This is a genomic window from Dokdonella sp. (assembly GCF_017744955.1).
In the GTDB taxonomy this organism is placed as follows: Bacteria; Pseudomonadota; Gammaproteobacteria; order Xanthomonadales; family Rhodanobacteraceae; genus Dokdonella_A.
Genome location: NZ_JAGIAG010000002.1, coordinates 154,950 through 177,456 on the forward strand (window position 1 = coordinate 154,950; position 22,507 = coordinate 177,456).

Consider the following 22,507-nt stretch of genomic DNA (forward strand, 5'->3'; position numbering starts at 1 on the left):
GCGAATCCCATGACCAGGATGCGATCGTCCTTCACCCTGTCATTGGCCACGGCCGTGCTTTGCGTTCTGACCGGTCTGCCGCAATTCGCATCGGCCCAGGCGGCTGCGGAGGGCACCATTGACCTCTTGACCACGCCGCCGGAATTGACTTCGAAAGTTGCGCCGAATGTGGTGCTGACCTTCGACGATTCCGGCTCGATGGGGCGCAACTACATGCCCGATCAGCGTCCTTATACCGGCGCAAGCTGGGGAGGTACGGATCAGCAGAATACGGCTGGCAGCGCGATCTACTCGGGATCGGATTCCAGCCCTTATCTTTGCGCTGGCGCCATCGATCCGCGCGTGACGGATGCGACCAATCCAAAATCCTGGGCGATGAATGGCGTCTATTACAACCCGAACGTCAAATATGACCCACCGTTGAAGGCCGATGGTACGGCCTTTCCTAATTCGGTATTCACCTCGGCCTGGGACAACGGCATCCTTGCGAACCGGCCGGATTCACCGACCAGTTCTACCAGGCGCAATCTCGGCGTGACTGCGGACGGGCGATTTTGCGGCAAGTTGACGGCTGGCTATTACCGGCTGAAAGACACTGTCACGCTTACCCTAGGTACAGACGGCAAGATCAGCAATACCGGAACGCTATACACCGCGAGCAACTGGCAGTGGGTGTCTCTTCCGGTGGCTGAGCAGCAAAATTTCGCGAATTGGTATTCGTACTATCACACTCGGTATACCGCTTCGGTCACTGCGGTGTCGCGTGCCTTTTCCACGTTCGATCGCAATATCCGCGTGGCTTGGCAGAATATCAACACGCGCCAGCTCGCTGCCGCGACTGGCATTTTCCCGTTCGAAAACGTCAGCGGGGCTCAAACTCGCACCAATTTCTACACCTGGCTATTTTCGACTACCGTTGGCGGCAATACGCCCAACCAGACGGCTGCCGATCGCGTGGGCACGTTCTTTCAACGCGACACCGGAGCATCCGATACCAATCCCTATTGGGAGCGCAGCCTGGGCAAGGAGCTGAGCTGTCGAAAGAACTTCCACATTCAGATGACCGATGGTCTGTGGAACAACAGTGTCGTGACGGTAACCCAGACTGACAACGCCGAGGCAACATTGCCGGATGGGCGCGCTTATTCGACCTCCGCCGATACTTCGAAGATCTTCTGGAACGAGCTCAGTAACGGGCAGAAGACGATGGCCGACATCGCTTTCCATTACTGGGCTACCGATCTGAGGCCGGGTTTCAAGAACAATGAGCAGACCAAGCTGAAGGTGCGGCCCTATCTCGCCGACCGCACGACCGGCGTCACCGGCAGCACACCGTTGACCGCGGGTGACAACTGGCTCGACAACCTAGAACTCTATTGGAATCCGGCCAACGATCCGGCGACGTGGCCGCACTTGGTTCAATTCATGATCGGTTTCGGCGTCGACGGAACCATTCGGAAGACGGCGGACAATTATCTGAAGTTGCGCAAGGGCGGACTGCAGTGGCCGAAGTTGCAGGGAAACAGCCCGTATTCGGATACGGCCGAAAAGATCGACGACATGTGGCACGCCGCGATCAACAGCCGTGGCGAGTTCTTCGCCGCCTCCAATCCGTCCGAGCTGATCCAAGCTCTGCAGAAGATCATTGCCAGCGTGGTGGCGCAGAGCACCAGTTCGACGCCGGCGTCGGTATCGCTGCCGATCCTGACCGGTGGCAACAGCGGTTACAAGGGCGGCTACGACAGCAGCAGCTGGTCGGGCACGTTTCTTCGTTACGAACTCGACGCGGCAGGTACTCCGGCGACGGTGAAGTGGGATGCCGGCTGCCTGCTCACTGGCGGGCTGTGCGCGGATCCTGCTGGAACCAATACCACACGCGACCCGAACGACCGCATCATCGTCACGTCGAATGGTACCGGCACCGGCGTGCCGTTCCGTTGGACCAGCCTGTCTGCCGGGCAACAGAATGCACTGAATCAGAAGCCTGGGGCGGCGGCAGCCTGCACGGGTGGGACCAGCCCGAATTGCGATGGTTACGGCTCCATCCGATTGGACTATCTGCGCGGCAAGCGCACCAACGAAAGCGCTACCGCGACACCGTCGCTGCGCGTGCGCGCGTCGGTGCTGGGAGCCGTCGTCAACGGCGAGCCGGCCTACGTCTCCTCTCCGCGTTCCGGTTACCACGACATGTTCCCGACGGGATCGCCGGAAGTCGAGGCCGGAGCGGAAGGCAGTTACGCCAGCTACCAGAACCAGCAGCGCTCGCGTCGGCCGATGACCTATGTCGGTGCGAATGACGGCATGTTGCATGCGTTCGACGCAGAAACGGGCGCTGAAGCTTGGGCGTACGTGCCGAATTTGTTGCTCCAGAACGGTCGCCTCGCCAAATCGACGGTCCGCGATGCCGGCCTGACTCCGGGAGTGGACTCGCGTCCGCGCGAAGCGGATGTGTTCGTCAACGGCAAGTGGCGGACGATCTTGCTCGGCTCTCTGCGTCTCGGCGGTCGCGGCATTTACGTGCTGGACGTGACGAATCCGACCATGGGGGATGAGTCGAGCGCGGCCGGAAGCGGTGGCGTGCCGATGTGGGAGTTCACCAGTGGCACGGTTCCGAGTGCGGATGGCGATCAACCTTGCGCCGTGGGTTCGCGCTCGTGCGCCTCGCTCGGCTACACGTACGATTCGGCCAACGTCGCGCGCCTCCACTACCAGAACAAATGGGTCGCAGTAGTGTCGAGCGGCTATTTCCCATCCAATGCGGACGCGGCTGCGGCGCCCGGCGACCGCACCGAAGCCGCCGCCAAGCGCACTTCGCTGCTCGTCATCGACCTCGAAACAGGCAAGCTGATACGCGAGATCCCGACCAGCGGTGCGCCGCAGAGCCGGCCGGCCGGATTCAAGACCTTCGGCCTTTCCACGCCGATGGTTTACGACCTCGGCTCGGACGAAGTGGACGACATCGTCTACGCTGGTGACCTCGCCGGAAACCTCTGGCGCTTCGATCTTTCCTCGGATCAGCTCGACGATTGGAAGGTGGATCTGATGTTCACCTCCTATGGGAATGGAGGCGCCGAAACTGTCGGCGACCAGCCATTCGTGTTCAACCCGACTGCGCTGCGCGACCCGGCAACCCGGCGGCCGATACTGGTCATCGGTACGGGTAAGTACCTTGGAAGCGACGACCGTACTTCTTCGATTCCGGAGCAGGCGTTCTATGGCATCCGAGACTACGGACCGGAATCGCCTGCCTATCCCATCAAGGTGAGCCAGCTCGTCACTCAGAACATGACGCAGGATGCGACGAATACGCGCCGCATCACAGGTTTCGAGAAGCCGACCGAGGTGGTGAGCGATGTTCCGCCGATGCGTCTGGCCGGTGTCGACCCCGATACGCAGGCGCCGACGATCATTTCCGTAATGGCGCATGGATGGCGCATTCGTCTGGACGTCGACACCGAAAAGGGCGAGCGCGCGCAGCGCCGTGCACTGCCGTTTGCTACCGGCAACATTGCACTGCTGTACGGCTTGATCCCGAAGAGTGACGATCCTTGCGATCCAGGCGCGCGCTATTCGATCATGGCCGTCGACGGTGGAACGGGAGCGGCGATCACGACGTCGGGTGGCAATGGCAACGGGCAGGGCATCATCGGCACGGTGGCGAACTTGCCTTCACCGCCGTCCGACGCGATGGTCGCGCGGGGGGGCGGCAAATTGATCATTCCCGGGCTCACGCCGCAACTGACCGAAGACGTGCGCAAGGCTATGGACAAAGCCGTTCCGCCTTGGCACCGCGGTGCTTGGCGCGAACTGCTCGGCTGGTGACGACAATCACATGCGCTGCAACGGCCGCGCTCATGCACGTGAGGGAAAAATGGCCAGTCCAAAGAGCAGGGGATTCACGCTCATCGAGTTGATGATCGTCGTGGCGATCGTCGCGATCCTCGCGGCGATCTCCTATCCGAACTATACGAACTACGTTCTGCGTACTCGGCGTGCCGACGGAAAGGAATTTCTGATGCGTATCGCTGCGGCCCAAGAGCGGTATTACACCAATCTGAATCGCTACGCGTCGATGGGGGACTTGGGACTCAGCACCACCTCCGAGAAGGGGTACTACACCGTCGAGGTGGCTCTGGCGAACGGCGACCAGACCTACGTTCTCACGGCGACGCCGCAGAACGCTCAGGCCAACGACCAGTGCGCCAACCTTCTGCTTTCCAATACTGGAGCCAAGGATTGGTCCGGGGCGAAGCCGCCGACGAACGGGAATTGCTGGTAGGCACCTTCGGGCTGCCTGTTGAACAGGTTCTGACGGTTTGGCTTGTACCCAAGGGCACGCGTTGTCTATACTCCGCGCCCCTCGCCGGAGTAGCTCAGCTGGTAGAGCGGCGCATTCGTAATGCGTAGGTCGGGGGTTCGATTCCCTTCTCCGGCACCATAGTCCGGGTGGGGCGGTGACGCGACAGCGTCACCGCCCCGTCTCGCGAAGCAAGATCGTCCGAGCGGCGATCGCGCCGAGCGTTCGGACGGCCCCAGGGCGGTTAGCTCAGCGGTAGAGCATTGCCTTCACACGGCAAGGGTCGCAGGTTCGATCCCTGCACCGCCCACCATTCTCGCGATCAATCGTGCGCGCTGGCCCGCGCACCGGCGCGCTGCTACGCTGCGCGCCCCCGAACGCGCGCCGCTGGCCGCGCACTCGCGCCGACGAGCATTCGCATGAACGCATCCGCCGCTTCCAGTCACGATTCGATCCGCGCCGTTCTCTGGCAGGGCGATCATCTGCGCCTGCTCGATCAACGGCGGCTGCCGGCCGAGGAAACCTACGTCGATTGCCGCAGCGCTGCCGAGGTGGCCACGGCGATCCACGATCTGACCGTGCGCGGCGCGCCGGCGATCGGCATCGCCGCGGCCTGGGGCGTCGTGCTGGCCGCGCAGAACGAGCCTGAGCGGTTGGACGCGGCGCTCGCGCAGCTGCGTTCGGCGCGTCCGACCGCGGTGAATCTGATGTGGGCGCTGGATCGCATGAAGCGCGTCGGTGCCGATGCGGCCGCGCTGGCGCGCGAGGCGCAGGCGATCCAGGACGAGGATCTCGCCGCCAACCGGCGCATGGGCGAGCTCGGCGCGGCGTTGCTCGGGGACGGCGTCGGCGTGCTGACCCACTGCAACACCGGTTCGCTGGCGACTGCCGGCTACGGCACCGCGCTCGGCGTGATCCGCGCAGGCTTCGCCGCTGGCTGTATCGCGCGCGTGTACGCGGGCGAAACGCGGCCGTGGCTGCAGGGCGCGCGCCTGACGATCTGGGAACTGCTGCGCGACGGCATCCCGGCCACCCTCATCGCCGATTCGGCGGCGGCGCACCTGATGAGATCCGGCGCCGTGCAGTGGGTCGTCGTCGGCGCCGACCGCATCGCCGCCAACGGCGACACCGCGAACAAGATCGGCACCTATCAGCTCGCGATCACCGCGCGTCATCACGGGGTCAAGTTCATGGTCGTTGCGCCGTCGTCGACGGTGGACATGGCGACGGCGAGCGGTTCGGACATCGAGATCGAGCTGCGCACGCCGGACGAGCTGCTCGGCTACGCCGGGCAGCGCACGGTCGTCGCCGGCGCGCAGGCCTGGAACCCGGTGTTCGACGTGACGCCGGCGGCTTTGATCGACGCGATCGTGACCGAGCGCGGCGTGGTCGAACGTCCCGACGCGGCTCGCATGGCCGAACTGTTCCGCCGCGCGCGCTGAGCGCCGCCGGTCCCGCACGCATGGCGCTGCGCAAGGAGCTCGGGCTGTTCGCGATCAGCGGCGTGATCGGCTTCGTCGTCGACGCCGGCGTCGTGCAGTTGCTGGTGCGCGAATTCGCGCTCAATCCTTACGGCGCGCGCGTGATCTCGTTTCTCGCCGCGGCGACGACCACCTGGGCCTTCAATCGCCGCTACACTTTCTCGGGCCGCAGCAACGGCAGCAAGCGGCGCCAGCTGCTGCGCTACCTGATCGCGATGGCCTGCGGTTTCGCCTTGAACTACGGCGCCTATGCGATGTGTCTCGCGTTGTGGCCGCTGGTGCACGAATGGCCGGCGATCGGTGTCGCGGTCGGCTCGGCGGCCGGGGCGGTGGTGAATTTCCTGAGCTCGAAGTACTGGATCTTCCGCGACGCCGCAGACGCCGTCACGCCGCGCCGCGCACGCAGCTGAGACCCCTCGCCAAGTGCCTCAGCGGCCAGGGAAAAACGCCCAATTCAGGGGCCTGTCTGTGCTATGATTTCATGTTGCTTCCGAGCCCGCGCGAACGCCTGTGTGCGTATGCGCCGGGTGTCGTGCGAAGCGTGCGAATTCATCGGTTTGCAGAGGTTTGCTGATGGCTGAACTGGCCAAAGAAGTCATTCGCGTCAACATCGAAGACGAAGTCCGCAAGAGCTATCTCGACTACGCGATGAGCGTGATCGTCGGGCGCGCGCTGCCCGACGTGCGCGACGGCCTGAAGCCGGTGCACCGACGCACGCTGTACGCGATGCACGAATCGAACACGGTGTGGAACCGCCCGTACGTGAAGTGCGCGCGCGTGGTCGGCGACGTGATGGGTAAGTACCACCCGCACGGCGACTCTTCGATCTACGACGCGCTGGTGCGCATGGCGCAGGACTTCTCGATGCGCTACACGCTCATCGACGGCCAGGGCAACTTCGGTTCGGTCGACGGCGACGAAGCCGCGGCGATGCGCTACACCGAGTGCCGCCTGGACCGGTTGTCGTCGGAGCTGCTGGCCGACATCGACAAGGAAACCGTCGACTACCAGCCGAACTACGACGAGAAGGAACTCGAGCCGACCGTCCTGCCGACGCGCATCCCGAACCTGTTGGTCAACGGCTCTGCCGGCATCGCGGTCGGCATGGCGACCAACGTGCCGCCGCACAATCTCGGCGAGGTGCTGTCGGCGTGCATCGGGTTGATCGACGACCCCGAGCTCGGCTTCGACGAGCTGATGCGCCTGGTGCCTGGGCCGGACTTTCCGACGGCCGGCATCATCAACGGCGCCGCCGGCATCGTCGAGGCGTATAGGACCGGGCGCGGCCGCATCCTGGTGCGCGCCAAGTGCGAGATCGAGAGCGAGGACAACGGCCGCGAGACGATCATCGTCACCGAGATCCCGTTCCAGGTGAACAAGGCGCGGCTGATCGAGAAGATCGCCGAGCTGGTTAAGGAAAAGCGCATCGAGGGCATCTCCGAGCTGCGCGACGAATCGGACAAGGACGGCCTGCGCATCGTCATCGAGGTGCGCCGCGACACGTCCGCCGACGTGCTGCTCAACAATCTGTTCCAGCAGACGCAGCTGCAGGTCACGTTCGGCATCAACATGGTCGCGCTGCTCGACGGGCAGCCGCGCACGCTCGGCCTGCGCGAGATCCTCGACGCCTTCATCCGTCATCGCCGTGAAGTGGTCACGCGGCGCACGATCTTCGACCTGCGCAAGGCGCGCGATCGAGCGCACATCCTGGAAGGCCTGACCGTCGCGCTGGCGAACATCGACGAGATGGTCGAGCTGATCAAGACCTCGCCGTCGCCGGACGAGGCGAAGCAGCGCATGCTCGCGCGGCGCTGGGAGCCGGGCCTGGTGCGCGCGCTGCTCGCCGCCGCCGGCGCGGATGCGTCGCGGCCGGAGGGGCTCGATCTGCAGGTCGGTCTCGCCGACGCGGGTTACCAGCTCTCCGAAGTGCAGGCGCAGCAGATTCTCGAGATGCGCCTCTCGCGCCTGACCGGCCTGGAGCAGGAAAAGCTCACCGACGAGTACAAGGAGCTGCTGCGCACGATCGCCGGCCTGATCGAGATCCTCGAGAACCCCGACGTGCTGCTCAAGGTGATCCGCGACGAGTTCGTCGCGCTGAAGGAGCAGTACGGCGATCCCCGCCGCACGGTGATCCAGGCCAGCCAGGAAGACCTCGACGTGCTCGACCTGATCGAGCCCGAGGACGTCGTCGTCACGCTGTCGCACACCGGCTACGCCAAGCGCCAGCCGGTCAGCCTCTACCGTGCGCAGCGCCGCGGCGGCAAGGGGCGCTCGGCGACGAACATGAAGGAAGAGGATTTCGTCGAGCGGCTGTGGATCGCGAACACGCACGACACCTTGCTGGTGTTCACCAGCGCCGGCCGCGTGTTCTGGCTCAAGGTCTACAAGCTGCCGGACGCCGGCCCGAACGCGCGCGGCAAGCCGATCGTGAACCTGCTGCCGCTGGAAGCGAGCGAGAAGGTGCAGGCGATCCTGCCGGTGCGCGAGTACGCCGAGGATCGCTTCGTGTTCTTCGCGACGCGCAACGGCACGGTGAAGAAGACGCCGCTCACCGAGTTCGAGTTCCAGCTGCAGCGCGGCAAGATCGCGATCGGCCTCGACGAGGACGATGCGCTGGTCGACGTACAGCTCACCGACGGCAGCCGCGACGTGATGCTGTTCGCCTCGAACGGCAGGGCGGTACGCTTCGCCGAGGGCGACGTGCGACCGATGGGGCGCGGCGCGAGCGGCGTACGCGGCATCCGGCTCGCCGCCGGTGCGCAGGTGGTTTCGCTGCTGGTCGTCGAGCACGCGTTCGAGCAGAGCGGCGACGAGGACGAATCGAACGAGGCGGCCGAAGGCGAGGTGCTGACCGACGAGTCCGCGTCGTCGGAGACCTGCGTGCTCACCGCCACCGAACGCGGCTACGGCAAGCGCACGCCGCTGTCGAAGTATCCGCGCAAGAGCCGCGGCATCCAGGGCGTGATCGGCATCCAGTGCTCCGAGCGCAACGGAAAACTCGTCGGCGCCGTGGAGCTGGACGATTCGCACGAAGTCATGCTGATCTCCAATCAGGGCACCTTGGTGCGCACGCGCGCCAGCGAGATCGCGCGCGTCGGCCGCATCGCTCAGGGCGTCACGCTGATCCGCCTGCCGGCCGACGAGGCGTTGGTCGGCGTCGTCAAGGTGGACGCGCTCAACGAAGAGGACGGCGGCGACGTGCCGGCCGCCGAGGCGCCGCCAGAACCGACGCAGGAGTAGAACCCGCGCCGGGGCCGCGTAACAGCGGCCCCGGCGCTTTTCCGTGCATGTTTCCGTCGGGCGATTTTCGGTCGTCCAACCGCGGATCGATCAGTCGATCTCCGTCAGCATCGTTTCGGCGTTCGACACCTTGAACTCGCCCGGCGCCTCGACGTTGAGTTTCTTCACCACGCCGTCCTCGGCGTACAGCGCGAAGCGCTTGCCGCGCAGGCCCATGCCGAAGCGCGTCGCGTCCATCTCCAGCCCCAGCGCGCGCGTGAACGCGCCGTTGCCGTCGGCGAGCATCGACAGGCCTTCCGGCACGCTCTGCGATTTCGCCCAGGCGCTCATCACGTAGGCGTCGTTGACCGCGATGCAGGCGACGTCGACGCCGCGGCGGCGGAATTCCTCGTAGTGTTCGACGTAGCCGGGCAGATGCTTGGCCGAGCAGGTCGGCGTGAACGCGCCGGGCACCGAGAACAGCACGACTTTCTTGCCGGCGAAGATCTCGTCGGTGGAGATCTCCTTCACGCCGTCGTTGAGGATGTTGAGCGTCGCGCTCGGGATGCGTTCGCCGGGTTGGATGGCCATGCTGGGATCCTCGGTAAGGGAGGGCGGATCATACGGCGCACCGCAGCTGCGCAAATCGGCTCTTGAAAGCCGAAAAGGGGGCGCCATTTTCCTCGCATCGCGGCGAGGCTCGCCGTACACCTAATGCGGAGAGACACACATGTTGGTCAACCACTATTCCCCCTGGCTGGTTCGCGGCAACCTGCAGGCGAAGCCGGCGCTGGAGCGTTTCTTCGGCGACGAGACGGCTGCCTGGGCGCCGCGCGTCGACGTGCGCGAGGAAGCTTCGCGCTTCGTGATCCTGGCCGACCTGCCCGGCATCGACCCGGCCCAGATCGAGATCCAGATGGACAAGAACGTGCTGACGCTGAAGGGCGAACGCAAGTCCGAGGCGAAGGAAGGCGGTGCGAAGTTCACCCGCGTCGAGCGTCGCTACGGCAGCTTCGAGCGCCGCTTCACCTTGCCCGAGAGCGCGGACGCGGAAGGCATCAGCGCCGCCGGCAAGAACGGCGTGCTCGAGATCTCGATCCCGAAGAAGCCCGAATCGGCCCCGCGTCGCATCGCGATCAACGCCTGAGGCGCCCGACGCGAAGAACCGCGGCAGCTTTGGTACGCTGGCACTCAGCCGGCGTACCCTTTCGAAGGACGCCACGCCCGCGGTAGCGATACCGCGGGCGTCGCCGTTGTTGAAGCGTCGTTGCTCTCGATGAAAAGTGCGGCCACGGATGGCCGCTCTGGATTTGCCGAAGTCGTCGACCCGCTGGGGATCGAAGCACTGACGAAGCAGCGATCACGGACGATCGCACAAATATCGGGGTGAGGATGGAGTTCAAGGACTACTACGAAACGCTCGGCGTGAAATCCGACGCGACCGATGCCGAGATCAAATCGGCGTATCGGCGGCTCGCGCGCAAATACCATCCGGACGTCAGCAAGGAAGCCGACGCCGAGGACAAGTTCAAGGCGGTCAACGAGGCCTACGAGGCGCTGCGCGACCCGTCGCGACGCAAGGCCTACGACCAGTTGCGCGCCGGCGGCTATCGCGGCGGCGATCCGTTCCGCGGTCCGCCGCCGAACTGGCAGCGCGAGACCGATTTCGGCGGTGGTGGCGACGGCAATTTCGACCAGGAGAGCTTCAGCGACTTCTTCGAGTCCCTGTTCGGCGGTCGCGGCGGAGCCGGGCGTGCGGGCCCGCGCTCAGGGCGCGATCTGCATGCGCAGATCGCGGTCGACCTCGGCACCGCCTACCACGGCGGGCGCGAACGCATCACGCTGCGCGACGGCGGCGGCGAGCGCACGCTGGAAGTGAAGATTCCGGCCGGCATCGCGCCGGGCCAGCAGATCCGCCTGGCCGGGCAGGGCTATCCCGGCATGCACGGCGGCAAGGCAGGCGACCTGATCCTCGAAGTCGGCTTGCGCTCGGACCCGCGTTTCCAGCTCGATGGCCGCGACGTGCTCGTCGATTTGCCGATCGCACCCTGGGAGGCCGCGCTCGGCGCGACCGTGACCGTGCCGACGCTGGCCGGCAACGTCGAGTTGCGCGTGCCGGCGGGCTCGGACGGCGGTCGCAAGATGCGCCTGCGCGGGCGCGGCTGGCCGGGCAAGACACCGGGCGACCAGATCGTCACGCTGCGCGTGCGCGCGCCGAAGGCGGAAACCGCCGAGCAGCGCGAGTTGTACGAGTCTCTGGCGAAGGCGTATTTCGAGTACGACCCGCGCGCGTGAGCGGGAGGGCGCGTTGCGCCGAGTCTTCGGCGGTTTCGATGTGGCCGCATCGCATCACGCCCGCGGAGACGAGCCACTCTACGGTCGTCTTGCGCGAGAGATCGCGCAAGCGCCCGAATGGACGTAGCCGACGGAGATCGAAGGACGCATCCGCGCCGTCGCGCCAGGCATCCGAGGGCGCGACAGCACGTCTTCTCGATTCCGACGCGGGTAGCGGGAGTGGGATTTGAACCTACGACCGGTCGTGCGCGCATTCCACGCGCCGCGGCCGCAGGCGGTCACGCCGCCGGCAGGTAATCCTTGATCACCCGCGTCAGCTCGGCGTCGTCGATCGGCTTGGTCACGTACGCTTTGGCGCCCTGGCGCAGGCCCCAGACGCGATCGGTGTCCTGGTCCTTGGTGGTCACCAGGATGATCGGGATGTGGCTGGTCTTCGGATCCTTCGCGATCGTGCGCGTCGCCTGGAAGCCGTTGAGGTTCGGCATGACCACGTCCATCAGGATCAGGTCCGGCAATTCGCGTTTGGCCGCTTCGACGCCGGCGGCGCCGTCTTCGGCGGTGATGACCTGGTGGCCGAGTTTCTCCACCGTGCGCTTCATACCGACCAGCTGAGAAGGCGAATCGTCGACGATCAGCACTCTGGACATGTGCAAGGTTCCCCTGGGTAAGGGCGGCATTCTAGACAGACCTCGGCGGTGTCGCCAGAGAGACGATCAGCCGACGCGGACGATGCTGCGGCCGAGCGAGCCGCCGGCCAGCATGGTATCGAAAACGACCGGCAGATCAGTGAGTTCGACTTCGCGGTTGGCGATCTCGGCGAGATGCGCCGGCTTCCAGTCGGAAGCCAGATGCGCCCACACCTGATCGCGGATCGCGCGCGCCGTGCCGGCCGAGGCGACACCGAGCACGCTGAGCCCGCGGATGATGAACGGCATCACGGTCGTGGCGAGTTCGATGCCGCCGGCGTTGCCGCAAATGGCGATGTTGCCGTACGGCTTCATCACGCGGGTCAATCCGGCCAGCAGGTCGCCGCCGACGTTGTCGATCGCGCCGGCCCAATGCGCGCTCTCCAGCGGACGCTGGCCCCAGTAGAGTTCCTTGCGCGCGACGCACTGCTTGGCGCCGAGGCCGATCAGATAGTCGAACTGCTCGACCTTGCCGGTGATCGCGTGCGCCTCGAAGCCGGCCTGGGTCAGGACGTCGATCGCCAGTGATCCGACGCCGCCGGTGGCGCCGGTCACGACGATCGGCCCCATCGCCGGCGTCTGGCCGTTGCGCACCATCTGGAACAGCGCCAGCGCGGCGGTGAAGCCGGCCGTGCCGAGCGCCATCGACTCGCGCAGGGTCAGGCCGGTCGGCAGCGGAATCGTCCACTTCGATTCCAGCCGCGCGTACTCCGCGTAGCCGCCGTCGCGCGTTTCCGACAGGCCGCAGCCGGTGCACAGCACCTGGTCGCCTTCCTTGAATGTCGGATCGGTCGACGCGGCGACGTAACCGGCCACGTCGATGCCGCCGTTGAGCGGGTACTGGCGCAGGATCTTGCCCTTGCCGCTGCCGGCCAGCGCGTCCTTGTAGTTGACCGACGAGTAGGCGACCTTGATCAGGACTTCGCCCGGCGAAAGTTCGTCGGCGCGCATCTCCTCGACGCCGGCACGATGCGCGCCGTTGTCGTTGTGGATGCGGAAGGCTTTGAACGGAGCGATCGTCATGGCGAATTTCCGGAAGATTTCTTCGCCGTGCGGCGAACGATGGTGGCGGGAGGAGAGGCTTTCTCCCAAGGTTCCACATCCCCCGGGACGACGTCAAACAGCGGATGCGGGAGCGGAGCCGCGACGGCGATCAACCGTTCGCGGCGGGGCGGATCGCGTTGTTCCAGCTTGTTCAGCAGATGTCGCCATTCGCACTGCATCTGGCCTGCGGTCACCGCCAGACGCGTGGCCGCGGTGGCCTCGGCGATCCGCGTGGTGTCGAAGTGGTATCCGCGCTGCGCCGCTTCCGCGGCCACGACGCGCAGATAGTCGGCGACCAGGCCGGGCGGCGAGTCGGCGGCACGAAAGCGATCGAGCTGCGGATGGCGCGTGTAGCCCTTGGTGCGTCCGAGCAGCACGGCCTGCGCCAGCAGGGTTTCACGCCACAGCGCGACCAGGCCTTTGGCGTCGAGGTATTGCGGGTGCAGGCTCCAGATGCGCACGAGGACTCCGTCCGGTTCTCAGGCAGCGAGTTTCGACGAGGAGCCGTTCGTCCCGCCACTCTCTAGTGAAGCAACGGCCACCGCAGGGACGTTCCTCAGGGCCTGGATACCTTACCCTGCGAGCGGATGTGTCCCTGGTCGATCGACCACAGCAGCCCATTGTCGACGGTTACGGCATACACGGGCATGCCGTAGTCCAAGCTCATGAACACGTGGAACGCCGTCGGAACCGGTGACGTCAGATGGGTTGCCATCAGAGCGTGCAGCTTGCCTCCGGATGGCGGACTGGCAGTCGATCGGAGACACGCTTTGGTCTGGCTGTAGTGATCGACGATCGCCGACCCGTCCGCGGAAACGGCGAAATCGTGGAAACCGCTCTGCGGGAAGGAATTCCCCTCCATCCTCGCTGGCAGCAAGTAGACGTGGATCGAAGCGTCCTCGCCGCCGGCAGGCCGGGTGACGACGTTGTAGCGCTCGGCGCAGCGGAGCCACTCCGCCGACATCGCGGTTTGGACGGCCCGGGCGAGCGGCGTTTCATCCGGAGAGAGCGGCCGGGGCGGTGAAATTAGGTGCGGATCGACGATCGAATCCGAACTCACGTGGTAGTCGGCTTCGGCCCACGCGCGCAGGTCCTCTTTCCGTCCCAGCAGATAGACCACACGATAGACGCCGTTGCCGACGTCCTGCGTCAGCCAGCCTGCACCTTCCTGCAGGGAAGGCGCGCCGGGGAGCTGCAGCAGGACGTCGGTCGTGCGGGATGCCGCGTGATCGCGGCGATAGACGTCCAGTCCGACGCGTTCGGATGCCCCGATCGCCGCCCGGTACTCGGGCGGCACGGGTTCCGCCGCAGGTTGGACGCGGCCGGGACCGGCGGAGGGAGCTTGCGTGGGCTGCGTGGTAGCGCAGCCCGCGACCAGGACCAGCATCGGAGCGCACAGTGAGATCCGAAGTGCCAGCCGAAAACGCACGAGTCAGTTCATCTTGTGGATCGCGCGCTTGTCCACCGCCAGCGCCGCCTCGTGCACGGCCTCGCTGAGCGTCGGATGCGCGTGCACGATGCGCGCGAGGTCCTCGGACGAGCCCTTGAACTCCATCGCGACGACGCATTCGGCGACCAGCTCGGAGACGTTCGCGCCGACCAGGTGCACGCCGAGGATGCGGTCGGTTTCGGCGTGGGCGATCATCTTGACCATGCCGGCCGGTTCGTTCATCGCGACCGCGCGGCCGATCGCCGCGAACGGGAAGCTGCCGGTCTTGTACGGGATGCCGGCGTCCTTGAGCTGCTTTTCGGTCTGGCCGACCCAGGCGATTTCCGGCTCGGTGTAGATGACCCACGGGATCGTGTCGAGGTTGACGTGGCCCGCCTTGCCGGCGATCAGCTCGGCGACCATGATGCCTTCCTCGAAGCCTTTGTGCGCGAGCATCGGACCGCGCACGCAGTCGCCGACCGCCCACACGCCTTCGGCACCGGTCCAGCAGTGCTCGTCGACGACGACGCGGTCGCGCTCGTCGAGCTTGACGCCGGTGCCGTCGCCGAGCAGGCCGTCGGTATACGCGCGGCGGCCGACCGCGACCATCAGCTTGTCCACCACCAACTGCTTCTCGCCGTCCTTGCCGGTGTAGGTGAGATGGACTTCGTTCTTCTTGATCTCGGCCTTCGACAGCTTCGCACCGAGTTCGATCTTCAGGCCCTGCCTGTTCAGCTCCTTCAGCGCGACCTTGGCGACGTCGGCATCGGCGGCGCCGAGGAAATCCGGCAGCGCTTCGAGGATCGTGACTTCCGCGCCGAGACGGCGCCAGACGCTGCCGAGCTCGAGGCCAATCACGCCGGCGCCGATCACGCCGAGGCGCTTGGGCACCGCGTCGAAGGCGAGCGCGCCGGCGTTGTCGACGATGTACTTGCCGTCGAACTTGGCGAACGGCAGCTCGATCGGCGCCGAGCCCGTGGCGATGACGACGTTGGTGCCGGCGATCGTCTGCTTGCTGCCGTCGGGCGCGGTGATCTCGACCTGGCGATCTTTCAGCAGCTTGCCGGTGCCGAGGAACGAGGCGATCTTGTTGCCCTTGTAGAGCATCGCGACGCCGCCGGTGAACTGCTTCACGATCTTGTCCTTGCGGCCGATCATCGTCTTGACGTCGATCGCTGCGTCCTTGGTCGTGATGCCGTGCGCGTCGAAATGCTGGGTCAGATTCCAGAACTGCTTGGAGGAATCGAGCAGCGCCTTCGACGGGATGCAGCCGACGTTGAGGCAGGTGCCGCCGAGCGCGGCCTTGCCGTCGGCGCCGGTCCAGGCGTCGACGCAGGCGGCCTTGAGGCCCAGTTGCGCGGCGCGGATCGCGGCGTGGTAGCCGGCGGGGCCGCCGCCGATGACGATGACGTCGAATTGGTCTGCCATTGGATTTCCTAGAAGTGAGCGGTCAGCGGTGAGCGGTGAGCGGAAAAAGCGATCGAGCGGCGGCGTGCAGATGCTCTTGCCGCTCACCGCTCACCGCCGTTCCGCTCACATTCCCAGCAGCATGCGGCTCGGATTCTCGAGCTGATTCTTGATGTCGACCAGGAACAGCACCGCATCCTTGCCGTCGATGATGCGATGGTCGTAGCTGATCGCGACGTACATCATCGGCGCGGCGACGACCTGGCCGTTCTCGACGATCGCGCGTTCCTTGATCGTGTGCATGCCGAGGATCGCGCTCTGCGGCGGATTGACGATCGGCGTGGAGAACAGCGAGCCGAAGGTGCCGCCGTTGGTGATCGTGAAGGTGCCGCCGGCGAGGTCGTCCAGCGTCAGGCCGCCTTCGCGCGCCTTCTTCGCGTACGTGGCGATCGCCTTCTCGATGTCGGCGAAGCCCATGTTCTGCGCGTCGCGCAGCACCGGCGTGACCAGGCCCTTGTCGGTCGACACCGCGACCGAGATGTCCTGATAGCCGTGGTAGATGACGTCGTTGCCGTCGACCGAGGCGTTGACGATCGGATGGCGCTTCAGCGCCTCGACCGCCGCCTTGACGAAGAAGCTCATGAAGCCGAGCTTGATGCCGTTGGCCTTCTCGAACTGCTCGCCGAGCTCCTTGCGCATCGCGGCGACCTTGGCCAGGTTGATCTCGTTGAACGAGGTCAGCATCGCGATCGAGTTCTTCGACTGCATCAGGCGCTCGGCGATCTTCGCGCGCATGCGCGTCATCGGCACGCGCTCTTCCGTGCGGCCGCCGGAAGCGGCGGGCTTGGCGGCGGCAGGCGCAGCAGCAGCCGGCTTGGCGGCGCCGTCGTTGCGCATGAAGTTGATCAGGTCTTCCTTGGTCACGCGGCCGTCGCGGCCGGTGCCGGAGACGTTGGCCGGATCGATCTGGTTCTCGGTCGCGACGCGCTGGCCGGCGGGAGAGAGCTCGGAGGTCTTCGCCGCCGCCGGAGCAGGGGCGGGAGCCGCAGCGGCCTTCGGTGCTTCACTCTTGGCCGGTTCCGCCGCCTTCGCGGCCGGAGCCGCCGCGGCGGCCGCGCCTTCCTCGAGGATCGCCAGCACTTGCTGGCTGGTCACGGTCGCGCCGGTGTCGAACTTGATCTCCTTCAGCACGCCGTCGGCCGGTGCCGGCACTTCGAGCACGACCTTGTCGGTCTCCAGATCGACCAGGTTCTCGTCGCGCTTGACGGCATCGCCCGGCTTCTTGTGCCAGGTCGCGATGGTCGCGTCGGAGACGGATTCGGGGAGGACGGGGACCTTGACTTCGATTGCCATGAATTACTCCGAGACGTTGTCGTTGCCGACGGGCGCGACCAGCGCCTGTTCGACCAGGGCCGCTTGTTCGACGAGGTGGGTGGAAAGATGACCGCAGGCCGGCGCCGGCGAACGTGCACGGCCGGCGTAGGAGAGCGACTGCTTCGGCCCGACCAGGCTCTGCAGATGATGCTTGATCTGGTACCAGGCGCCCTGGTTCATCGGCTCTTCCTGGCACCAGACGATTTCCTTCGCCGCGGCGAACTTGGCCAGTTCGGCCGCCGCTTCGGTGCGCGGGAACGGATACAGCTGCTCGACGCGGACCAGCGCGACGTCCTCGATCTTGCGCTTGCCCGCTTCCTCGACCAGGTCGTAATAGACCTTGCCCGAGCAGAGCACCACGCGACGCACCTTCTTCGCGTTCTTCGACGTCGTGTCGGGCAGCACCAGGTGGAATCCGCCGTCGGCGAGTTCGTCTAGCGTCGACACCGCCAGCTTGTGGCGCAGCAGCGACTTCGGCGTCATCACGATCAGCGGCTTGCGCACGTCGCGCAGCATCTGTCGCCGCAGCATGTGGAACATCTGCGCCGGCGTGGTCGGCACGCAGACCTGCATGTTCTCCAGCGCGCACAGCTGCAGATAGCGCTCCAGGCGCGCGGAGGAATGCTCCGGACCCTGACCTTCGTAGCCGTGCGGCAGCAGCAGCACCAGGCCGGACAGCCGGTCCCACTTCGCCTCGCCGGAGGAGATGAACTGGTCGATGACGACCTGCGCGCCGTTGGCGAAGTCGCCGAACTGGCCTTCCCACAGCACCAGGGTGCGCGGCTCGGAGGTCGAGTAGCCGTATTCGAACGCCATCACCGCTTCCTCGCTGAGCAGCGAGTCGACGATGGTCACGTCGCCGCTGTCGCGCAGGGTCGCGAGCGGGATGTAGTCGCCGCCGCTGTTCTGGTCGTGCAGCACCGCATGGCGATGGAAGAAGGTGCCGCGGCCGGAGTCCTGGCCGACCAGGCGAAGGTCGTAGCCGTCGTCGATCAGCGTCGCGTAGGCCAGGTTCTCGGCGAAGCCCCAGTCCATCGACTGGTCGCCCGCGGCCATCTTGGCGCGATCCTCGTAGATCTTGGCGACGCGCGACTGCAGGGCGACACCGGATGGGATGGTCAGGATCTTGCGGTTGAGTTCGGCCAGCTTGTCCTTGGGCACGCCGGTCGCGATCGTCTGGTCGAGCGAGGCGCGCAGGTGGCGGCTCCAGTCGACCGCGAACTCGTCCTTGTACTCGGCATCCAGCTCGGCGATCGGCGTGCCGGCCTCGAGCCGGCTGCGATAGCCGTCGACCAGTGCCTTCGCGTCGGTATCGGCGATGACGTTCTCGGCGACGAGTTTCTGGGCGTACAGCTCGCGCGCGGTCGGGCGCGCGCGAATCAGCTGATACATCAACGGCTGCGTCGCGGCCGGCTCGTCGGCCTCGTTGTGGCCGTGGCGGCGGTAGCAGACCAGGTCGATGACGACGTCGCGCTTGAACTTCTGGCGGAAGTCGAAGGCCAGGCGCGCGACGAACAGCACCGCTTCCGGATCGTCGCCGTTCACGTGGAACACCGGCGCGTTGACCATCTTGGCGACGTCGGTGCAGTACAGCGTCGAGCGCGCGTCGTGCGGATTGGACGTGGTGAAGCCGACCTGGTTGTTGACGACCACGTGGATCGCGCCGCCGACCGCGAAGCCGCGCGCCTGCGACATGTTCAACAGCTCCATGTTGACGCCCTGGCCCGCGAAGGCGGCGTCGCCATGGATCAGCACCGGCACCACGTGCTCGCGATTGGCGTCGTTGCGGTGCGTCTGGCGTGCGCGCACCGAGCCGGCGACGACCGGGTTGACGATTTCCAGATGCGAGGGGTTGAACGCCAGCGCGACGTGCACGGTGCGGCCCGGCGTCTTGATGTTGGCGCTGAAGCCCATGTGGTACTTCACGTCGCCGGAATGCGCGGGATCGTCCGGATGGTCGAACTTGCCTTCGAATTCGGCGAAGAGCTTCTGCGGCGACTTGCCGAGCGTGTTGACCAGCACGTTCAGGCGGCCGCGATGGGCCATGCCGACGACCATGTCCTTCATGCCGTCGGCGCCGCCGCGGCGGATCAGCTCGTCGAGCAGCGGAATCAGGCTGTCGCCGCCTTCCAGCGAGAAGCGCTTCTGGCCGACGTACTTGGTGTGCAGGTAGCGCTCCAGGCCATCGGCCTGGACCAGCTTCTCCAGCACGCGCTTCTTGTCCTCGACGCTGAGGCCGTAGTGGCCGCCGGCGCGTTCGAGCTGCTCGTGCACCCACTGGCGCTGCTCGACGTCGGAGATGTGCATGAACTCGGTGCCGATGCTGCCGGCATAGGTCGCCTTCAGCAGGGCGACCAGCTCGCGCAGCTTCAGCCGCTGCGGGCCGGCCAGCGAGCCGGTGCTGAATTCCGATTCCAGGTCGGCAGGTCCCAGGCCGTGGAAAGACGGGTCCAGGTCCGGCGCCGACGGCCGCGGCAGCAGGCCGATCGCCTGCAGGTCGGCGGCGGTGAAGGCGTGCTCCATGTCGAGCGGATCGAGCTTGGCCGCCAGATGGCCGCGCGAGCGGTAGGCGGTGACCAGCTTCAGCACCGCGGCCTGCTTCTGCGACTGCGCATCGCCGATCGGCAATGCGGTGCCAGCATGGCCGTTCGTTTTCTGCGCCTGCTCGATGCGGGCGATCGCCGCCGAGTGCGGCACGTCGCCGGCCTCGCGGCCTTTCAGCGCGCCGAAGAACTCCCGCCACTCGGGCGCGACGGCGGCCGGATCGGCCAGATACTGCTCGTAGAGATCTTCGATGAAGGCGGCATTGCCGCCGGAAATCGGGGAAGTGGCCTGGAACTGCTGGAGAAGACTGGGCTGGTTGGCGCTCACGCTGACACCTGACAGACGAAAAAGGCGCGCCGGATGCGCGCCTTGCAACAGGCTGGACGCAGCCGCTCCTGAAGAGGGCGGGCGAAACGACGGAATTATAACCGCTTAACGAAACTTTGTTGCGCTGCACTCAGAGCAGTTGGGGGCGTCGATTCAGATTCCCAGCGCGCGCAGCTCGCTGGCCGGCTCGGAGCGCTCCCAGACTTCGTCGAACAGGGCGAGCAGTTGCGCGTGGCGACCCGGCGCGTAGGTCGAGCCTTCGCCTTCGAGGCGGGCGGCGAGCGGGCGGAACAGGTAGCCGCGACGGTCGTTCAACAGGAAGGCCGATGCGTACTGCCGGTCGACGTCGTCGATCGGCGTGCGCAGCGCGAACGCGCTCGGCAGCCGCTGCGCCAGCGTGATCAGCCGGCGCGCCTCGGTCAGCGCGGCGCGCGGCTCGCGCACCAGGATGCGGATGCGCGCGCGCCGGCCGGACAGCGCGATGCGCTTCAGCGCCTCGAGCGAGGCCGGCGTGTCGAACAGCTCGGGGTCGAGGTCGGGGGTCAGGATCGCCAGCTCGTGCTGCGTGTCGCCGAGCAGGGCGGCGACCGCGGCCAGGGTCTGCCCGCGATCGTCGGCGGCGAGGCTGCGTGCCTCCGGCCTGGGCGGCGGCGCTGCGCGCTCGGGCGCGGCGAACGGTTCGAGTTCGAGCCGCATCCGGCGATGCGGGATGTCGCATTCGAGGAATTCCTCGCCGTAGGCGACGAAGCCGAGGCGCGCATAGAAGGGAATCGCATGCGTCTGCGCGTGCATCTCGACCGCCGGGTAGCCGAGCGCGCGCGCCTGTTCCAGAAGCTGGCGCAGGATCGCGGCGCCGACGCCGTGGCCGCGCCATTCGGCCAGCACCGCCATGCGGCCGATCTTGCGTTCGGGCGTCAGCCGCCCGGTGCCGATCGGGCGGCCGTCGCGGTCGCGCGCGAGGACGTGCTGCGAGGACGCGTCGAGCGCGTCCCATTCCTCGTCTTCCGGGCATTGCTGTTCGACGATGAAGACCTGTTCGCGTACCTGCCGCAGCGCGGGCTGGTCGTCACCGAGCCAGGCGGCGAACTCGACGTGGAAGTCCGCGTCCGGAATCACGCGCGGTTCCCGCGTCGCGACGAACGCAGCAGGGCGAGATGGCCGGCGTCGATCAGCGCGCGCAGCACGTCGCGGTCGCCGGCTGCCTTCGGCACGTCGGCGAGCGCGAACTCGGGGCCGGTGCAGACCAGCCGGGCGAAACCCACCGAGCAGGCATGCGCGTCGCCGGCGACGAACAACCGCGCGCCGCGGCCTTCGCGCATCCACGCGCTGCGCGACCATGGATTGCGCCGCACGCGCGCACCTTGCTCGAATGCGCGGGCGAACGCGGCGTCGCTCAAGCGGCGCGGATTCGGCGCCGCACTCTGTGCGCTGCGGTAGCGCGTGATGAAGCGCCCGAACCACGTGCGAAGCAACGACGCATCGGCCTTCCCCGGATGGCCGCCATCGCTTCCTGCGTGCTTTTCATCCTTCGAACCGGCATCGATCAGCAACCACGGCATCGCCGCCGTCACGCGCGCGATCGCCGCGTCGTCGATCTCGCCGTCGCCGCGGGAGGGGGCGAGGTCCGGGTCGCCCAGGCGCGACGAATCGGGAATGCGCTCGGCCAGCGTCTCGGCGAAATCGACCAGCAATTCCGCCTGCGACGGCGCGCGCATGCCGATCGAGTAGGTCATGCAGGCGCCGAGCGCGACGCCGTGATGCGGCACGCCGGGCGGCAGGTAGAGCATGTCGCCGGGTTCGAGCACCCATTCGTGGGTTGGTACGAACTCGCGCAGCAGCTTCAATTCCGCGTCCGTGCGGAATTCCTTCGATGCCGACGCGTCGGTGCTGATCTGCCAGCGGCGGCGACCGAGGCCTTGCAGCAGGAACACGTCGTACTGGTCGACGTGCGCGCCGACCGAACCACCGTCCTCGGCGTAGCTGATCATCACGTCGTCGATGCGCCAGCTCGGCAGGAACGCGAAGTGCGGCAGCAGGGCGGCGACGTCGGCGTCCCACTTGTCGACGTCCTGCACCAGCAAGGTCCAGTGCGTCTTTGGCAGCTCGGCAAAGTCCGCCTCGGCGAACGGGCCGTTGCGCAGTTCCCATCGACTGGCTCCGGCGCGGGCTCCGCCTCGGCCGCCGTCGTGCGAGCGGTGCTCGATCACGATGCGCGAAAGCGCCAGTTCCTCGCAGGCGAGGCCGGCGAGATCCTCCGGCGCGACCGGATTGCGAAAACCGGCGAACGCGCCACGGATCAGCAGCGGGCGCTTCTGCCAGTAGTCGCGCAGGAAGCGCGCGGCGGGCATGCCGAGCAGGTGACGTGCGTCGGCGCGCGTCTCGATCGCGGGCGGCGTCGGCATGG

The 22,507-nt window shown here is 66.5% G+C and carries 17 protein-coding genes and 2 tRNA genes; 9 read left to right on the top strand and 10 right to left on the bottom strand.

Translation table 11 applies throughout. The annotated features are described in order from the left end of the window. Positions 1-9 precede the first annotated feature (9 nt). From J7520_RS05765 to gyrA, 7 genes are all read left to right on the top strand, one after another. Positions 10-3,822 carry a PilC/PilY family type IV pilus protein gene (locus J7520_RS05765; protein WP_291185239.1) on the top strand — a complete coding sequence of 1,271 codons (3,813 nt, stop codon included), beginning with the start codon at positions 10-12 and terminating at the stop codon, positions 3,820-3,822. Between the two features lie 10 nt (positions 3,823-3,832). Then, positions 3,833-4,279 carry a type IV pilin protein gene (locus tag J7520_RS05770; protein ID WP_291185240.1) on the top strand — a complete coding sequence of 149 codons (447 nt, stop codon included), beginning with the start codon at positions 3,833-3,835 and terminating at the stop codon, positions 4,277-4,279. Positions 4,280-4,362: 83 nt separating this feature from the next. After that, a tRNA-Thr gene (locus tag J7520_RS05775) sits at positions 4,363-4,438 on the top strand. 97 nt (positions 4,439-4,535) lie between these two features. Next, positions 4,536-4,610: transfer RNA gene (locus tag J7520_RS05780), tRNA-Val, on the top strand. Between the two features lie 106 nt (positions 4,611-4,716). Further along, positions 4,717-5,739, top strand: a complete 1,023-nt coding sequence (gene mtnA / locus J7520_RS05785) for an S-methyl-5-thioribose-1-phosphate isomerase (protein ID WP_291185241.1) — start codon at positions 4,717-4,719, stop codon at positions 5,737-5,739. 20 nt (positions 5,740-5,759) lie between these two features. Continuing rightward, positions 5,760-6,188 carry a GtrA family protein gene (locus tag J7520_RS05790; protein WP_291185242.1) on the top strand — a complete coding sequence of 143 codons (429 nt, stop codon included), beginning with the start codon at positions 5,760-5,762 and terminating at the stop codon, positions 6,186-6,188. Positions 6,189-6,351: 163 nt separating this feature from the next. Continuing rightward, on the top strand, positions 6,352-9,018 hold the full coding sequence (gene gyrA / locus J7520_RS05795; protein WP_291185244.1) for a DNA gyrase subunit A: 2,667 nt from the start codon (positions 6,352-6,354) through the stop codon (positions 9,016-9,018). A 90-nt stretch (positions 9,019-9,108) separates the two neighbouring features. Here the strand turns inward: gyrA and J7520_RS05800 are convergent, their stop codons facing one another. After that, positions 9,109-9,588, bottom strand: a complete 480-nt coding sequence (locus tag J7520_RS05800; protein ID WP_291185246.1) for a peroxiredoxin — start codon at positions 9,586-9,588, stop codon at positions 9,109-9,111. A 139-nt stretch (positions 9,589-9,727) separates the two neighbouring features. Here J7520_RS05800 and J7520_RS05805 point away from each other — a divergent pair, with 139 nt between their 5' ends. Together J7520_RS05805 and J7520_RS05810 are read left to right on the top strand one after the other, a co-directional pair. After that, entirely contained in the window at positions 9,728-10,144 is a 417-nt protein-coding gene (locus J7520_RS05805; protein WP_345776900.1) for an Hsp20/alpha crystallin family protein, read from the top strand. 245 nt (positions 10,145-10,389) lie between these two features. Further along, the gene (locus tag J7520_RS05810; protein WP_291186515.1) at positions 10,390-11,292 is read left to right on the top strand and encodes a DnaJ C-terminal domain-containing protein; all 903 of its coding nucleotides are present in this window, start codon (positions 10,390-10,392) and stop codon (positions 11,290-11,292) included. 278 nt (positions 11,293-11,570) lie between these two features. On the opposite strand, the gene pilH is transcribed toward J7520_RS05810, so the two are convergent. The 9 genes from pilH to J7520_RS05855 form a co-directional block, all read right to left on the bottom strand. Continuing rightward, entirely contained in the window at positions 11,571-11,939 is a 369-nt protein-coding gene (gene pilH, locus J7520_RS05815; RefSeq protein WP_291185248.1) for a twitching motility response regulator PilH, read from the bottom strand. A gap of 66 nt (positions 11,940-12,005) precedes the next feature. Then, complete coding sequence (locus tag J7520_RS05820; protein WP_291186518.1) at positions 12,006-12,995, bottom strand: acryloyl-CoA reductase; 990 nt, start codon at positions 12,993-12,995, stop codon at positions 12,006-12,008. 2 nt (positions 12,996-12,997) lie between these two features. Continuing rightward, a complete protein-coding gene (locus J7520_RS05825; RefSeq protein ID WP_291185250.1) occupies positions 12,998-13,483 on the bottom strand; it encodes a pyrimidine dimer DNA glycosylase/endonuclease V in 486 nt (161 codons plus the stop codon). A gap of 95 nt (positions 13,484-13,578) precedes the next feature. Continuing rightward, positions 13,579-14,409 (bottom strand): hypothetical protein, encoded by an 831-nt coding sequence (locus J7520_RS05830; protein WP_291185252.1) that lies wholly within the window; start codon positions 14,407-14,409, stop codon positions 13,579-13,581. A gap of 45 nt (positions 14,410-14,454) precedes the next feature. Then, the gene (gene lpdA, locus J7520_RS05835; RefSeq protein ID WP_291185254.1) at positions 14,455-15,879 is read right to left on the bottom strand and encodes a dihydrolipoyl dehydrogenase; all 1,425 of its coding nucleotides are present in this window, start codon (positions 15,877-15,879) and stop codon (positions 14,455-14,457) included. Between the two features lie 105 nt (positions 15,880-15,984). Next, the gene (gene odhB / locus J7520_RS05840; RefSeq protein WP_291185256.1) at positions 15,985-17,211 is read right to left on the bottom strand and encodes a 2-oxoglutarate dehydrogenase complex dihydrolipoyllysine-residue succinyltransferase; all 1,227 of its coding nucleotides are present in this window, start codon (positions 17,209-17,211) and stop codon (positions 15,985-15,987) included. 3 nt (positions 17,212-17,214) lie between these two features. Beyond that, complete coding sequence (locus J7520_RS05845) at positions 17,215-20,103, bottom strand: 2-oxoglutarate dehydrogenase E1 component (protein ID WP_291185258.1); 2,889 nt, start codon at positions 20,101-20,103, stop codon at positions 17,215-17,217. A 153-nt stretch (positions 20,104-20,256) separates the two neighbouring features. Beyond that, positions 20,257-21,219 (bottom strand): GNAT family N-acetyltransferase, encoded by a 963-nt coding sequence (locus tag J7520_RS05850; protein ID WP_291185260.1) that lies wholly within the window; start codon positions 21,217-21,219, stop codon positions 20,257-20,259. Beyond that, on the bottom strand, positions 21,216-22,505 hold the full coding sequence (locus J7520_RS05855) for a cupin domain-containing protein (RefSeq protein ID WP_291185262.1): 1,290 nt from the start codon (positions 22,503-22,505) through the stop codon (positions 21,216-21,218). The genes J7520_RS05850 and J7520_RS05855 overlap by 4 nt, the downstream gene beginning before the upstream one ends. Positions 22,506-22,507: the final 2 nt, after the last annotated feature.